Origin of the sequence: Streptomyces sp. CB03234 (assembly GCF_001905885.1) — a bacterium.
In the GTDB taxonomy this organism is placed as follows: domain Bacteria; phylum Actinomycetota; class Actinomycetes; order Streptomycetales; family Streptomycetaceae; genus Streptomyces.
In genome coordinates, this window is sequence record NZ_LIYH01000001.1 from 1,143,854 (window position 1) to 1,157,593 (window position 13,740).

Here is a 13,740-nt window from a genome sequence, read left to right on the forward strand (position 1 = left end):
GCATGAGCACTGCGAAGAAGGTCGTGGTCTTCGACTACGGGTTCGGCAATGTCCGCTCCGCCGAGCGGGCCCTCGCCCACGTCGGCGCCGACGTCGAGATCACCCGCGACTACGACAAGGCCATGAACGCCGACGGGCTCCTCGTCCCCGGCGTCGGCGCCTTCTCCGCCTGCATGACGGGGCTGAAGGAGGCCCGCGGCGACTGGATCGTGGAGCGCCGCCTCTCCGGCGGCCGCCCCGTCATGGGCATCTGCGTCGGCATGCAGATCCTCTTCGGGCGCGGCATCGAGCACGGGGTGGAGACCGAGGGCCTGGACGAGTGGCCCGGCACGGTCGGGCCGCTGAAGGCCCCGGTCGTCCCCCACATGGGCTGGAACACCGTCGAGGCCCCGGAGGACAGCGAGCTGTTCGCGGGCCTCGACGCCGACGCCCGGTTCTACTTCGTGCACTCCTACGCCGTGCACGACTGGAGCCTGGAGATCACCAACCCCGCGATGCGCGCGCCCAAGGTCACCTGGTCCACGCACGGCGAGCGGTTCGTGGCGGCCGTGGAGAACGGGGCGCTGTGGGCGACCCAGTTCCACCCCGAGAAGTCCGGCGACGCCGGCGCCCAGCTGCTGACCAACTGGCTCAACACGTTCTGACCGTCCCCCTTGAGAATCTAGGACCCGCTGAGATGAGCAAGCTCGAACTCCTCCCCGCCGTCGACGTCCGGGACGGCCAGGCCGTACGGCTCGTCCATGGCGAGTCCGGTACGGAGACGTCCTACGGCTCTCCGCTGGAGGCGGCCCTCGCCTGGCAGCGCGCGGGCGCCGAGTGGCTGCATCTCGTCGACCTCGACGCCGCGTTCGGCACCGGGGACAACCGGGAGCTGATCGCCGAGGTCGCGAAGGCCATGGACATCAAGGTGGAGCTGTCCGGCGGCATCCGGGACGACGCCTCGCTCGCCGCCGCGCTCGCCACCGGCTGCACCCGTGTCAACCTGGGCACCGCCGCCCTGGAGACCCCCGAGTGGGTCGCCAAGGTCATCGCCGAGCACGGCGACAAGATCGCGGTCGGCCTGGACGTACGCGGCACCACGCTGCGCGGCCGCGGCTGGACCCGCGACGGCGGCGACCTGTACGAGACGCTGGCCCGCCTCGACTCCGAGGGCTGCGCCCGCTACGTGGTCACCGACATCGCCAAGGACGGCACCCTCCAGGGCCCCAACCTGGAGCTGCTGCGCAACGTCTGCGCGGCCACCGACAAGCCGGTCGTCGCCTCCGGCGGCGTCTCGTCGCTGGACGACCTGCGGGCCCTGTCCGAGCTCGTCCCGCTCGGCGTCGAGGGCGCGATCGTCGGCAAGGCGCTGTACGCCAAGGCGTTCACCCTGGAGGAAGCGCTCGCGGCGGTGGCCGGATGACCGACTCCGTACGCAAGGTCGTGACCGGCGCCCCCTGGGAGGAGCAGTTCGGCTACTCCCGCGCGGTGGAGCTCCCCAACGGCCTGGTCCTGGTGTCCGGCTGCACCTCCATCGTCGATGGACAGATCGCCGGCGGGGGGCCCTACGAGCAGGCCGTCAACGCCTTCAACGTGGCCTTCGCCGCGCTGGAGCAGCTCGGCCTCGGGGCCGCGGACGTGGTCCGCACCCGGATGTACATCACCCACGCCCGGGACGTGGAGGAGGTCGGCCGCGCCCACAAGGAGCTGTTCGACGCCGTCCGCCCTGCCGCGTCGATGATCATCGTCGAGGGCTTCGTCGACCCCAGCCTCGTCGTCGAGGTCGAGGTCGAAGCGTACCGGGCCGAGACGAACCGAGGAGGTGCCGCGTCATGACCCTCGCGGTCCGAGTGATCCCCTGCCTGGACGTGGACAACGGCCGGGTCGTCAAGGGCGTCAACTTCCAGAACCTGCGCGACGCGGGCGACCCCGTCGAGATGGCCAAGCTGTACGACGCCGAAGGCGCCGACGAGCTCACCTTCCTCGACATCACCGCGTCGTCCGGTGACCGCGAGACCACCTACGACGTGGTGCGCCGCACCGCCGAGCAGGTCTTCATCCCGCTGACCGTCGGCGGCGGCGTGCGCAGCGCCGACGACGTCGACAAGCTGCTGCGCGCCGGCGCGGACAAGGTCGGCGTCAACACGGCGGCCATCGCCCGGCCGGAGCTGATCCAGGAGATCGCCGAGCGCTTCGGCCGCCAGGTGCTGGTCCTGTCGGTGGACGCCCGTCGCACCGACTCGGGCACGCCCTCGGGCTTCGAGGTCACCACGCACGGCGGCCGCCGCGGCACCGGCATCGACGCCGTCGAATGGGCCCACCGGGCTGCCGAGCTGGGCGCGGGCGAGATCCTGCTCAACTCGATGGACGCGGACGGCACCAAGGACGGCTACGACACCGAGATGATCGCGGCCGTCCGCAAGCACGTCACCGTCCCGGTGATCGCCTCCGGCGGCGCGGGCAGGCTCGCCCACTTCCCGCCCGCGATCGACGCGGGCGCGGACGCGGTCCTGGCGGCGTCGGTCTTCCACTTCGGCGACCTGCGGATCTCCGAGGTGAAGGCCACCCTGCGCGAAGCGGGCCACCCGGTCCGCTGACGCGGCCCCGGAGGGCTCAGCCGAGCGGCTGCGCGAGCTGTATGAGGTTGCCGACGGTGTCGTCCAGCACGGCCGTCAGCACCGGCCCCTGCGCCGTGGGCGGCTGGGTGAACCTCACGCCCAGCCCGCTCAGCCGCTCGTACTCGGCCCCCAGGTCGTCCACCCCGAGGACGATGCACGGCAGCCCGGCCTCCCGCAGCCCCTTGCGGTACTCCTCCGCCACCGGGCTGTCCCCGGGCTCCAGCAACAGCTCCACGTCCTGGCCGGGCGCGGCCACCGTGATGAAGCGCGCCTCACCCAGATCGAGGTTCGTCCGCGTCTCGAAGCCGAGCACGTCCGTGTAGAAGGCGTGGGCCTTCTCCTCGTCGTCGACGTACACGCTGGTCATCGCGATCCTGATCATCGTGATCCTCCTGCCCGGCTGCGCACGAGCCGCGTACGTCCGATGATGCCCGCCCCCACTGACAACGGCCGGTCCAGCCCGGCCCGCCCCGGCGAATCCCGGATGGTCGCCCCGCCGTCCGCACGCCGGGCCGCTGCCTGGCGCACACGGCCGGGTGCCGTCCGCACGCCGGGCCGCCGCCTGGCGTACACGGCCGGGTGCCGTCCGCACGCCGGGCCGCTGCCGGACGCATACCGGCCGGCTGCCGTTCGCCGGGCACGCCGGACAGTGGGCGCGGGAGCCGCGGTGTGCCGCACGCCGGGCACGCACGGGGCCGGACAGCGGGCGCGGTCGCCGTCGTGACCTCGCCCGCGTAGCGCAATCCACCGTGGCGGCGGGGCGGCCCTCCCGGCCGGGGTCCTGACGCGGCTGAGCGGCGCCCTCGGCGGCGGTCGGCCCGCGAGTTCCGCCCGCGCTCGGTCCGTACCGCACGCAGCGCCCTGTGCGCCGCCGGTGCGGCCCCGACCAGAGGCGCCCCGGCCAGAGACGGCCCCGACAGAGGCGCCCCGGCCCTAGATCCCCAGCTGCTTCGCCCCGTGCAGTCGCTCCACGGCGTCCTTGTCGCCCTCCACCTCGACGTTCGCCGCGTCCTGCCGGCCGAACGCGAACATCGTCAGCTCGCCCGGCTCACCCGTCACCGTCACCACCGGCGTACCCCGGCGCGCGACCGTCGTCTGGCCGTTGGGGCGGCGCAGGACCAGGCCGACGGGGACCTTCCGGCACAGCATGCGGGCCGCCTTCTCCAGGCGTACCCACAGGGCCTCCGCGAAGACCGGGTCCAGCTCGCGGGCCGTCCAGCCCTGCTGCGCCCGGCGGACGTCCTCGGCGTGCACGTAGAACTCGACCGTGTTGGCGCCCTCGTCGACCTGCTTGATCGCGTACGGGGACATCCGGGGCGGGCCCGTACGGATCAGCTGGATCAGTTCCTCGTAGGGCTTGGACGCGTACTCCGCCTGCACCTGCTCCAGGCGCCCCCGCAGCGGACCCAGCAGTATTCCCGCCGCCGCGTCCGGGCGGCGCTCGCGCACCACCACATGGGCCGCCAGGTCGCGGGTCTTCCACCCCTCGCACAGGGTCAGGGCATCGGGGCCCGCCGCCTCCAAGAGGTCGGCGAGCAGGAGCCGTTCACGCTTGGCATGGGTCGACATGGAGGCCAGCGTACGGCCGCACGGTCCGGTCCGCCCAGTGGACGCACCACCGGGAACACCTCGCCGTCACGGCACAATGGCGACATGACCAGCAACCTTGACCCGGCCATCGCCGCCCGTCTCAAGCGCAGCCCCGACGGGCTGGTCCCGGCCATCGCCCAGCAGTACGACACCGGCGAGGTGCTCATGCTGGGCTGGATGGACGACGAGGCCCTGCACCGCACGCTCACCACCGGCCGCTGCACCTACTGGTCCCGCAGCCGCCAGGAGTACTGGGTCAAGGGCGACACCTCCGGCCACGTCCAGCACGTCAAGTCCGTCGCCCTCGACTGCGACGCCGACACCGTCCTGGTCAAGGTCGACCAGGTGGGGGCCGCCTGCCACACCGGCGCCCGCACCTGCTTCGACGCCGACGTACTGCCGCTGGGAAAGTAGGCGACCATGGATCTCGAGACCTTCCGCAAGCTGGCGGCCGACCGCCGCGTCATCCCCGTCAGCCGCCGCCTCCTCGCGGACGGCGACACCCCGGTCGGCCTCTACCGCAAGCTCGCCGCCGAACGCCCCGGCACCTTCCTCCTGGAATCCGCCGAGAACGGCCGCTCCTGGTCGCGGTACTCGTTCATCGGTGTCCGCAGCGCCGCCACGCTCACCGCCCGTGACGGCCAGGCCCACTGGCTCGGCACCCCGCCCGTCGGCGTGCCCGTGGACGGCGACCCCCTCAAGGCGCTGCGCGCCACCGTGGAGGCCCTCCACACTCCCCCTATGCCTGGCGGCATGGGAGGTACCCCCACGCGCGACCTCGCCTCCGGGATGCCGCCCTTCACCGGCGGCATGGTCGGCTACCTCGGGTACGACATCGTGCGCCGCCTGGAGCGCATCGGCGACCACGGCAAGGACGACCTCCGCCTGCCCGAGCTGACCATGCTGCTCACCTCGGACCTCGCCGTCCTGGACCACTGGGACGGCACGGTGATGCTCATCGCCAACGCCATCAACCACAACGACCTCGACACGGGCGTCGACGAGGCGTACGCGGACGCCGTCGCCCGCCTCGACGCCATGGCCGCCGACCTCGCGAAGCCGCTGGCGACGGAGCCCGCCGCCCTGCCGCCCTCCGAGCTCCCGCCGTACACCGCCCTGTGGGGCGGCCAGGCCTACCAGGACGCCGTCGAGGACATCAAGGAGCGCATCCGGGCGGGTGAGGCCTTCCAGGTGGTGCCCTCGCAGCGCTTCGAGACCCCCTGCACGGCGAGCGCCCTGGACGTCTACCGGGTGCTGCGGGCCACCAACCCGTCCCCGTACATGTACCTCTTCCGCTTCGACGGTTTCGACGTCGTGGGGTCCAGCCCCGAGGCCCTAGTCAAGGTCGAGGACGGGCACGCCATGGTCCACCCGATCGCCGGCACGCGCCCGCGTGGCGCCACCCCGCAGGAGGACCAGGCCCTCGCCGACGAGTTGATCGCCGACCCCAAGGAGCGCGCCGAGCACCTGATGCTCGTCGACCTCGGCCGCAACGACCTGGGGCGCGTCTGCGAACCCGGCTCCGTCGAGGTCGTCGACTTCATGTCGATCGAGCGGTACTCGCACGTCATGCACATCGTCTCGACCGTCACCGGCCGCGTCGCCGAGGGCCGCACCGCCTTCGACGTCCTGACCGCCTGCTTCCCCGCCGGAACCCTCTCCGGCGCCCCCAAGCCGCGCGCCATGCAGATCATCGACGAGCTCGAGCCGACCCGGCGCGGGCTGTACGGAGGCTGCGTCGGCTACCTGGACTTCGCCGGCGACTCCGACACCGCCATCGCGATCCGCACCGCCCTGCTGCGCGACGGCACGGCGTACGTTCAGGCCGGCGCGGGGGTCGTCGCCGACTCCGATCCGGTCGCCGAGGACACCGAGTGCCGCAACAAGGCGGCCGCCGTCCTCCGCGCCGTACACACCGCCAACCGGATGAACGGCGCATGACGGCATAAGGGATAGTGGTTGCGTGAGTGCCGCATCCGTACCCCAGCCCCGTGCCACCCGCGCGGACGAGACGGCGGCCGCCTCCGGCGGCCGCCGTAGCCTCGCCGCAGCCCTCCTCCTCGGCGCCGTGGGCGCGGCCGTCGTGCTGCTCGCCTCCGGCCAGACCTGGGCCCAGGGCACGGTCGCCGTCGGCGGCGGCACCGTACCGCTCGACGCCGCGGGCGGTGACGTGACCGGCGTACCCACCGCCCTCGCCGTCGTGGGCCTGGCGGCCCTCGTCGCCGTCTTCGCGGTACGCCGCGCGGGCCGGTACGTCGTGTCGCTGCTGCTCACCCTGAGCGGGGCGGGCGCGGCCGTCGCCGCGTACCTGGGCGCCTCCGACAGCGCGGCGCTCGACGAGAAGGCCGCCACCACCACCGGCGACGCCGCGGCCCGGGTAGAGGCCCTCACGCACACCGCCTGGCCCTACGTCACGGCCGCCGGCGCCCTGCTGATCCTCCTCGCCGGGCTGCTCGCCCTCCGCCACGGCCGGACCTGGCCCGCCATGTCCGGGCGGTACGAGCGCGACGGCGGCCCCCGGCCGCGCAAGTCCGGCCGCGCGGCCGGACCCGCCGACCCGGACCGGCCCGAGGACCTGTGGAAGGCGCTGGACCGTGGCGAGGACCCCACGCGCGACGCCTGACGGGTTGCCCTGCCGCTGATCCGGGTGACCCCCGGATCACCCCGCACGCGCGCGTGCGGGACAATGACGCTGAGCGTCCGCACCCGGCGGGGCCGTACACAGAGCAACAGCAACGAGGAGCAATTCATGGCGGGCAGCGACCACGGACACACCCCGGCCGCCTGGACCGGAGTCACCATCTCCTTCATCGGCTTCTGCGTCGCCGGTGCTTTCATGGTGGCGGCCAACCCGCTCGGCTTCTGGGCGGGCACGGCCGTCATCCTGCTCGGCGGTGTCGTCGGATTCGCGATGAAGCTCGCCGGCCTCGGCCAGAAGCCGTCGCCGGAGCTGGACCGGGCGCGTGAAGAGGCCGCCCGCAAGGACCACACGCCGGAGACCGCCCGCGCGGACGTCCACGCCTGACCCGTCCGGGCGCATCCACGGCACGAGGCGCGGTCCGGCACCAGCCGGGCTGCGCCTTCACGCATGACCGGCGACAATCACCCGGTGGACCCCAACCCGCCCCCGCCCCCACCCGCCGCCTCCACCCCGCCGGAGCCCGGCGCGCCCCCGCCCATGGCCCCCGACGCCCCCGCCCCCGCGCAGGGCACCGGCTCCCGCGCGTACACGACGCACAAGGCGCCGCCCATGGGGCCGCCCATGGGACCGCCCATGGGGCCCGCCCCCGCCCCGGCGCAAGGCACCGGTTCCGGCACGTGCGAGACCCACGTGGTGCCGGGCACCGGCCGCCGCCCGCCTGCGTACACGGGGCCGGCCGGAGGGGGGTTCCGCGCGGCGGCGCCGCCGCCCCACGTCCCGCCGTCACTCGTGCGGCGGCTGGCGCCGCCCCTGGGGGTGCTCGCCGCGGTCGCCGGGGGGTTCGCGTACGTAGGGGCGGTCGATCCGAACGAGCCCGGGCACTACCCGGTCTGCCCACTGCTGCGCTTCACCGGTATCCTCTGCCCCGGATGCGGCGGACTGCGCAGCGCCCACGCGTTCATCCACGGCGACCTGGCCACCGCCCTCGGCGCGAACGCGTTCGCCGTCGCCGGGTACGTGATCTTCGCGGTGGCGATGGTGTTCTGGCTGGTGCGCGCCGTCCGGGGAGTGCCCGTACGGATCACCCTCCGGCCCGCCTGGTGGTGGTCGGCCGGAGCATTGCTGGCGGTGTTCTCCGTCGTCCGAAACCTTCCGTTGGGCTCCGCTCTCGCCCCGTGAAACCCCAGGTCAGTGCGGTGTGGTCGGGCGGATGAAGACTCTTGGCCCCGGTACGGATACCATCAAGGTGACTGATCCTGAATCCAACGTCACCGTCCCGGAAGGGGGCCTCTCGCGTGAGTGTGCTCGACGAGATCATCGAAGGCGTTCGCGCCGACCTCGCAGAGCGACAGGCGCGGGTGTCCCTCGACGAACTCAAGGAGCGGGCGGCCAAGGCGCCCCAGGCCAAGGACGGCGCTGCCGCGCTGCGTGGCGACGGCGTCAAGGTCATCTGCGAGGTGAAGCGCTCCAGCCCCTCCAAGGGCGCGCTCGCCGCGATCGCGGACCCCGCGGGGCTCGCCGCGGACTACGAAGCGGGCGGTGCCGCCGTCATCTCCGTACTGACCGAGCAGCGGCGCTTCGGCGGCTCCCTCGCCGACCTCGAAGCGGTGCGCGCCAAGGTCGACATCCCCGTCCTGCGCAAGGACTTCATCGTCACCGCCTACCAGCTCTGGGAGGCCAGGGCGTACGGCGCCGACCTCGCCCTGCTGATCGTCGCCGCCCTGGACCAGCCCGCCCTGGAGTCGCTGATCGAGCGGGCCGAGTCCATCGGCCTCACCCCGCTGGTCGAGGTGCACGACGAGGAAGAGGTCGAGCGGGCCGTCGACGCGGGCGCCCGCGTCATCGGCGTCAACGCGCGCAACCTGAAGACCCTCAAGGTGGACCGCTCCACCTTCGAGCGGGTCGGTCCTGAGATCCCCGCCGGCATCGTGAAGATCGCCGAGTCCGGCATCCGCGGCCCGCACGACCTGATCGCGTACGCCAATGCCGGTGCCGACGCCGTGCTCGTCGGCGAGTCCCTGGTCACCGGGCGCGACCCCAAGTCGGCCGTGGCCGACCTGGTCGCCGCCGGCGCCCACCCGGCCCTCCGGCACGGACGGGGCTGAGCCTCCCCCATGACCGCGGTCCGCCCTCGCGTCTGCGCCGCCCCGGCGCCGCACCGCACGCCGCCGCGTGCCGTGCCGCCGGGCGCCGCAGCGCGCCCGCGGACAAGCCGTCCCACGGCTTTGGCGACCGCTGTCGCGGAGGCCGCCGTCGCCGGCGGTGCCTCCGCGGTCAGCGGGACCGCCACCGGTATGGCGGCCACGGACACGGCCGCGACCCCGGCCACGCGCGCGTGCGTGGCCTCCGCGACGGCGGGACGCGTCTGCCGCCCCTACGCGGCGGACCTCCTCACCGGCGTGCACGCCGTCCCTGACGCCTACGCCCGCCTCGCCCGCGGCTGCCGTCCGCGCGGCTGCCGGGCCCCGGCGCGGCGCGTGCACGGGCGCCGCGTCCGGTACGTCATCGGCGACGAGCCCGGCCAGGTCAACGGCATGCGATGGCGGGCGCGCACCGCGCGCCTCCGCCACCGCTGAATCCACCCCCCGTCCCGACGGACGGGGTGGGCAGCGGTCGACCGGTGGCGTCGGCGCTTACCGTGACCACCGTCAAGCCGAGACATCCGGGGGCGAACGCCGCCCCCGTAGAGGAGCATGTCGCATGCCCAGCGAGTTCTTCATTCCCGATCCCCAGGGCCAGGTCCCGAACGCCGAGGGCTACTTCGGCGCCTACGGCGGCAAGTTCATCCCCGAGGCGCTCGTCGCCGCGGTCGACGAGGTGGCCGTCGAGTACGACAAGGCCAAGAACGACCCCGCGTTCGCCGCCGAGCTCGACGACCTGCTGGTCAACTACACCGGCCGGCCGAGCGCCCTCACCGAGGTGCCCCGGTTCGCCGAGCACGCGGGCGGTGCCCGGGTCTTCCTCAAGCGCGAGGACCTCAACCACACCGGCTCGCACAAGATCAACAACGTGCTCGGTCAGGCCCTGCTCACCAAGCGCATGGGCAAGACCCGCGTCATCGCCGAGACCGGCGCCGGACAGCACGGCGTGGCCACCGCCACGGCCTGCGCCTTGTTCGGCCTCGAATGCACCATCTACATGGGCGAGATCGACACCCAGCGCCAGGCGCTGAACGTCGCCCGGATGCGGATGCTCGGCGCCGAGGTCATCCCCGTCAAGTCCGGCAGCCGCACCCTCAAGGACGCCATCAACGAGGCGTTCCGCGACTGGGTCGCCAACGTCGACCACACGCACTACCTCTTCGGCACGGTCGCCGGACCGCACCCCTTCCCCGCCATGGTGCGCGACTTCCACCGCGTCATCGGGGTCGAGGCCCGCCGCCAGATCCTTGAGCGGGCCGGCCGGCTGCCCGACGCGGCCGTCGCCTGCGTCGGCGGTGGCTCCAACGCCATCGGCCTCTTCCACGCGTTCATCGAGGACGCCGACGTACGCCTGGTGGGCTGCGAGCCCGCCGGACACGGCGTCGAGACCGGCGAGCACGCGGCCACGCTCACCGCCGGCGAGCCCGGCATCCTGCACGGCTCCCGTTCGTACGTCCTCCAGGACGACGAGGGCCAGATCACCGAGCCGTACTCGATCTCCGCCGGCCTGGACTACCCGGGCATCGGCCCGGAGCACTCGTACCTCAAAGACAGCGGCCGCGGCGAGTACCGCGCGGTGACCGACGACGCGGCCATGCAGGCGCTGCGCCTGCTGTCCCGCACCGAGGGCATCATCCCGGCCATCGAGTCGGCCCACGCACTGGCCGGCGCCCTGGAACTCGGGCGGGAACTCGGCAAGGACGGCCTCATCGTGGTCAACCTGTCGGGCCGCGGCGACAAGGACATGGACACCGCCGCGCGCTACTTCGGCCTGTACGGCACCGACGCCGCCCCGGTCGAGGCCGACGCCTCCGCCGACGACGGCGCCGCCGAGATCCAGACGGACACCGACATCCAGGGGGGAACCAAGTGAGCGGCAACATCCAACTCCTCAGCGACACCCTGGAGCAGGCCAAGGCCGAGAACCGGGCCGCGCTCATCGCGTACCTCCCGGCCGGATTCCCGACCGTGGACGGCGGGATCGAGGCCGTCAAGGCCGTCTTCGACGGCGGCGCCGACGTCGTCGAGGTCGGCCTGCCGCACAGCGACCCGGTGCTGGACGGCCCGGTCATCCAGACCGCCGACGACATCGCGCTGCGCGGCGGCGTGAAGATCGCCGACGTCATGCGCACGGTCCGCGAGGCGCACGAGGCCACCGGCAAGCCGGTCCTCGTCATGACGTACTGGAACCCCATCGACCGGTACGGCATCGAACGCTTCACCGCCGAACTCGCGGAGGCGGGCGGCGCCGGCTGCATCCTGCCCGACCTGCCGGTCCAGGAGTCCGCCGTATGGCGCGAGCACGCCGAGAAGCACGGTCTGGCGACCGTCTTCGTCGTCGCGCCCAGCAGCAAGGACGAGCGGCTGGCCACCATCACGCGCGCGGGGAGCGGCTTTGTGTACGCCGCGTCCCTGATGGGCGTCACCGGTACCCGTGAGTCGGTCGGCGAACAGGCGGCCGACCTGGTGCGGCGCACCCGCGCCGCCTCCGAGCTGCCGGTCTGCGTCGGCCTCGGCGTCTCCAACGCCGAACAGGCCGCCGAGGTCGCCTCCTTCGCCGACGGCGTCATCGTCGGCTCCGCCTTCGTCAAGCGGATGCTCGACGCCGACGACCACGCCGCCGGTGTCGCCGCCGTACGGGAACTGGCGGGCGAACTCGCACGCGGGGTACGGCGAGTTTCGTAGCTCGTACGGGTGGAAGTGGACCGGGGAGGCGCGCGGGCGCCTCCCCGGTTCGTTGCTGTGGGCGTGAGCGAGAAGAACAGTGCAGGCAAGCGGAGCGCACGGATGCGGCTCCAGGAGGAACGCGAGCGGCAGAAGGCCCGCGACAAGCGCAGGCGCACGCTGATCGTCTCGGCGGCCGTCGTCGGCGTGCTCGGGCTGGCCGCGGTCGTCGGGCTCATCGCCGCCAACACCGGCGACAAGGGGGACAGCTCCGGCTCCGGCCCCGTCGCCGCCCCGACCGGCGCCACGGGCAAGGACCAGCCGGCGATCCCCGTCGGCGCCACCGACGCACCGTCCACGCTCACCATCTGGGAGGACTTCCGCTGCCCGGCCTGCGCCCAGTTCGAGAACGCCGTCCGGGACACCATCCACCAGCTGACCGACTCCGGGCAGATCAAGGTCGAGTACCACCTCGCCACGATCATCGACGGCAACATGGGCGGCAGCGGCTCGCTCAACGCGGCGAACGCCGCGGCGTGCGCCCAGGACGCCGGCAAGTTCGTGCCGTACCACGACGTGCTCTACCAGAACCAGCCTCCGGAGCCGGACGACGCCTTCGCCGACGACGCCAAGCTCTTCGAGCTGGCGGCGAAGGTGCCGGGCCTGGACAGCCCGGCCTTCCGCGCCTGCGTGTCGGAGGGCACGCACGACACCTGGGTGCGGAAGTCCAACGAGGCCTTCCGCAGCGGTGACTTCCGTGGCACACCGACCGTGCTGCTCAACGGAGAATCGATCTTCCCGGCGAAGGGCAACGAACGGATTTCCGTCGAGAACCTGAAGAAGTGGGTGGCCGAGGCGAACAAGGGCAAGAAGCCCGGCACGGCGTTCCCGTCCCCGGCCGCTCCGGCCACGCCCCCGGCCCCCGCGTCTCCCACGGGGCGCTGAGCACGCTGTTATGCACTCTTTGCCGGGCGGGTTGCCCCGTCTCCCGCCCGGCAGGGTAGCGTCGGTCCTGCCATGGACCTTGCCTACATTCCCAGCCCGTCGACCGGTGTCTTCTACCTCGGACCGGTTCCGCTGCGCGGCTATGCCTTCTGCATCATCATCGGTGTCTTCGTCGCCGTCTGGTACGGCAACAAGCGCTGGCTCGCCCGGGGCGGCAAAGCCGGCACCGTGGCCGACATCGCCGTGTGGGCGGTGCCCTTCGGCCTCGTCGGCGGCCGGCTGTACCACGTCATCACCGATTACCAGCTGTACTTCAGCGAGGGTGAGAACTGGGTCGACGCCTTCAAGATCTGGGAGGGCGGCCTCGGCATCTGGGGCGCGATCGCGCTGGGCGCGGTCGGCGCCTGGATCGGCTGCCGGCGCCGGGGCATCCCGCTGCCGGCGTACGCGGACGCCATCGCGCCCGGCATCGCCTTCGCCCAGGCGATCGGACGCTGGGGCAACTGGTTCAACCAGGAGCTGTACGGCAGGCCCACCGACCTGCCCTGGGCGCTGGAGATCAGCGCGGGCACCGACCGCGAGGCCGGGCTCTACCACCCGACGTTCCTGTACGAGTCGCTCTGGTGCGTCGGCGTCGCCCTGCTGGTGATCTGGGCGGACCGCAGGTTCAGGCTGGGCCACGGCCGGGCGTTCGCGCTGTACGTCGCGGCGTACTGCGCGGGGCGCGGCTGGATCGAGTACATGCGCGTCGACGAGGCGCACCACATCCTGGGCCTCCGGCTCAACGTGTGGACCGCGATCCTGGTCTTCGTGCTGGCAGTGACGTACATCGTCGTCTCGTCGCGGACGCGGCCGGGGCGCGAGGAGGTCGTGGAGCCGGCGGTGCTCGCGGACGCGGCGAAGGCGGACGCGGCGAAGGCGGATGCGGCGAAGACGGACGACGCGAAGACGGACGACGCGGAGACGGACGCGGCGGAGGCGGACGCGGCGGCGGCCAAGGCGGATGCCGGGGCGACCGGGGTGGCCGACTCGGCGGGGCCGGTCGACGACGGCGACGCGGGCACGTCCGAGGCCGATGCGGGTGCGAAGCCGGAGTCGGCGGAGAAGAGCTGACCCGTACGTGGTGCGAGGCGGCCGTCGGGACCAGGAGGTTCCGGCGGCC

Annotated in this window: 17 protein-coding genes; 15 read left to right on the forward strand and 2 right to left on the reverse strand. The window is 73.0% G+C overall.

What is annotated here, in order from left to right:
- Positions 1-2: 2 nt before the first annotated feature.
- Genes hisH through hisF form a run of 4 tightly spaced genes read left to right on the forward strand, consistent with a single transcriptional unit; the run spans position 3 to position 2,576 of the window.
- Positions 3-644 carry an imidazole glycerol phosphate synthase subunit HisH gene (gene hisH, locus AMK26_RS05150; RefSeq protein WP_073752337.1) on the forward strand — a complete coding sequence of 214 codons (642 nt, stop codon included), beginning with the start codon at positions 3-5 and terminating at the stop codon, positions 642-644.
- Positions 645-676: 32 nt separating this feature from the next.
- Complete coding sequence (gene priA / locus AMK26_RS05155) at positions 677-1,402, forward strand: bifunctional 1-(5-phosphoribosyl)-5-((5-phosphoribosylamino)methylideneamino)imidazole-4-carboxamide isomerase/phosphoribosylanthranilate isomerase PriA (RefSeq protein ID WP_073752339.1); 726 nt, start codon at positions 677-679, stop codon at positions 1,400-1,402.
- Entirely contained in the window at positions 1,399-1,815 is a 417-nt protein-coding gene (locus AMK26_RS05160) for a RidA family protein (RefSeq protein WP_073752341.1), read from the forward strand. Before priA ends, AMK26_RS05160 begins: the two co-directional genes overlap by 4 nt.
- Complete coding sequence (gene hisF, locus AMK26_RS05165; RefSeq protein ID WP_073752343.1) at positions 1,812-2,576, forward strand: imidazole glycerol phosphate synthase subunit HisF; 765 nt, start codon at positions 1,812-1,814, stop codon at positions 2,574-2,576. Before AMK26_RS05160 ends, hisF begins: the two co-directional genes overlap by 4 nt.
- A gap of 16 nt (positions 2,577-2,592) precedes the next feature.
- Here the strand turns inward: hisF and AMK26_RS05170 are convergent, their stop codons facing one another.
- Together AMK26_RS05170 and AMK26_RS05175 are read right to left on the reverse strand one after the other, a co-directional pair.
- Positions 2,593-2,979: a VOC family protein gene (locus AMK26_RS05170; RefSeq protein ID WP_073752345.1), complete on the reverse strand. Its 387-nt coding sequence runs from the start codon at positions 2,977-2,979 to the stop codon at positions 2,593-2,595.
- Between the two features lie 551 nt (positions 2,980-3,530).
- Positions 3,531-4,166, reverse strand: a complete 636-nt coding sequence (locus tag AMK26_RS05175) for a TIGR03085 family metal-binding protein (protein ID WP_073752347.1) — start codon at positions 4,164-4,166, stop codon at positions 3,531-3,533.
- 84 nt (positions 4,167-4,250) lie between these two features.
- Here AMK26_RS05175 and hisI point away from each other — a divergent pair, with 84 nt between their 5' ends.
- The 11 genes from hisI to lgt all read left to right on the forward strand — a co-directional run bounded on the left by hisI (position 4,251) and on the right by lgt (position 13,691).
- Positions 4,251-4,601, forward strand: coding sequence for a phosphoribosyl-AMP cyclohydrolase (hisI, locus tag AMK26_RS05180; protein ID WP_073752349.1), 351 nt, complete (start codon positions 4,251-4,253; stop codon positions 4,599-4,601).
- Between the two features lie 6 nt (positions 4,602-4,607).
- A complete protein-coding gene (locus AMK26_RS05185; protein ID WP_073752351.1) occupies positions 4,608-6,128 on the forward strand; it encodes an anthranilate synthase component I in 1,521 nt (506 codons plus the stop codon).
- Between the two features lie 22 nt (positions 6,129-6,150).
- Positions 6,151-6,810: a TIGR02234 family membrane protein gene (locus AMK26_RS05190; protein ID WP_073752353.1), complete on the forward strand. Its 660-nt coding sequence runs from the start codon at positions 6,151-6,153 to the stop codon at positions 6,808-6,810.
- Positions 6,811-6,936: 126 nt separating this feature from the next.
- Positions 6,937-7,212 carry an HGxxPAAW family protein gene (locus AMK26_RS05195; protein ID WP_073752355.1) on the forward strand — a complete coding sequence of 92 codons (276 nt, stop codon included), beginning with the start codon at positions 6,937-6,939 and terminating at the stop codon, positions 7,210-7,212.
- Positions 7,213-7,275: 63 nt separating this feature from the next.
- Complete coding sequence (locus AMK26_RS05200; protein WP_073752357.1) at positions 7,276-8,007, forward strand: DUF2752 domain-containing protein; 732 nt, start codon at positions 7,276-7,278, stop codon at positions 8,005-8,007.
- A gap of 116 nt (positions 8,008-8,123) precedes the next feature.
- Entirely contained in the window at positions 8,124-8,933 is an 810-nt protein-coding gene (gene trpC / locus AMK26_RS05205) for an indole-3-glycerol phosphate synthase TrpC (protein ID WP_073752359.1), read from the forward strand.
- 120 nt (positions 8,934-9,053) lie between these two features.
- A complete protein-coding gene (gene trpM / locus AMK26_RS05210; protein WP_073752361.1) occupies positions 9,054-9,404 on the forward strand; it encodes a tryptophan biosynthesis modulator TrpM in 351 nt (116 codons plus the stop codon).
- Positions 9,405-9,528: 124 nt separating this feature from the next.
- Positions 9,529-10,842 carry a tryptophan synthase subunit beta gene (gene trpB, locus AMK26_RS05215; protein WP_073752363.1) on the forward strand — a complete coding sequence of 438 codons (1,314 nt, stop codon included), beginning with the start codon at positions 9,529-9,531 and terminating at the stop codon, positions 10,840-10,842.
- Positions 10,839-11,654 (forward strand): tryptophan synthase subunit alpha, encoded by an 816-nt coding sequence (gene trpA, locus AMK26_RS05220; protein ID WP_073752365.1) that lies wholly within the window; start codon positions 10,839-10,841, stop codon positions 11,652-11,654. Before trpB ends, trpA begins: the two co-directional genes overlap by 4 nt.
- A gap of 63 nt (positions 11,655-11,717) precedes the next feature.
- Positions 11,718-12,578 (forward strand): DsbA family protein, encoded by an 861-nt coding sequence (locus AMK26_RS05225; RefSeq protein ID WP_073753054.1) that lies wholly within the window; start codon positions 11,718-11,720, stop codon positions 12,576-12,578.
- Between the two features lie 72 nt (positions 12,579-12,650).
- Positions 12,651-13,691 (forward strand): prolipoprotein diacylglyceryl transferase, encoded by a 1,041-nt coding sequence (gene lgt, locus AMK26_RS05230; RefSeq protein WP_073752367.1) that lies wholly within the window; start codon positions 12,651-12,653, stop codon positions 13,689-13,691.
- The last annotated feature ends 49 nt before the right edge of the window (positions 13,692-13,740 follow it).

What these genes read in the sequence shown, in the direction of transcription:
- AMK26_RS05170 (WP_073752345.1), bottom strand. Translation starts at nt 2,979, where the DNA reads ATGATCAGGATCGCGATGACCAGCGTGTACGTCGACGACGAGGAGAAG.
- hisI (WP_073752349.1), top strand. Translation starts at nt 4,251, where the DNA reads ATGACCAGCAACCTTGACCCGGCCATCGCCGCCCGTCTCAAGCGCAGC.
- AMK26_RS05160 (WP_073752341.1), top strand. Translation starts at nt 1,399, where the DNA reads ATGACCGACTCCGTACGCAAGGTCGTGACCGGCGCCCCCTGGGAGGAG.
- hisF (WP_073752343.1), top strand. Translation starts at nt 1,812, where the DNA reads ATGACCCTCGCGGTCCGAGTGATCCCCTGCCTGGACGTGGACAACGGC.
- priA (WP_073752339.1), top strand. Translation starts at nt 677, where the DNA reads ATGAGCAAGCTCGAACTCCTCCCCGCCGTCGACGTCCGGGACGGCCAG.
- AMK26_RS05185 (WP_073752351.1), top strand. Translation starts at nt 4,608, where the DNA reads ATGGATCTCGAGACCTTCCGCAAGCTGGCGGCCGACCGCCGCGTCATC.
- lgt (WP_073752367.1), top strand. Translation starts at nt 12,651, where the DNA reads ATGGACCTTGCCTACATTCCCAGCCCGTCGACCGGTGTCTTCTACCTC.
- AMK26_RS05200 (WP_073752357.1), top strand. Translation starts at nt 7,276, where the DNA reads ATGACCGGCGACAATCACCCGGTGGACCCCAACCCGCCCCCGCCCCCA.
- trpB (WP_073752363.1), top strand. Translation starts at nt 9,529, where the DNA reads ATGCCCAGCGAGTTCTTCATTCCCGATCCCCAGGGCCAGGTCCCGAAC.
- hisH (WP_073752337.1), top strand. Translation starts at nt 3, where the DNA reads ATGAGCACTGCGAAGAAGGTCGTGGTCTTCGACTACGGGTTCGGCAAT.
- AMK26_RS05175 (WP_073752347.1), bottom strand. Translation starts at nt 4,166, where the DNA reads ATGTCGACCCATGCCAAGCGTGAACGGCTCCTGCTCGCCGACCTCTTG.
- AMK26_RS05195 (WP_073752355.1), top strand. Translation starts at nt 6,937, where the DNA reads ATGGCGGGCAGCGACCACGGACACACCCCGGCCGCCTGGACCGGAGTC.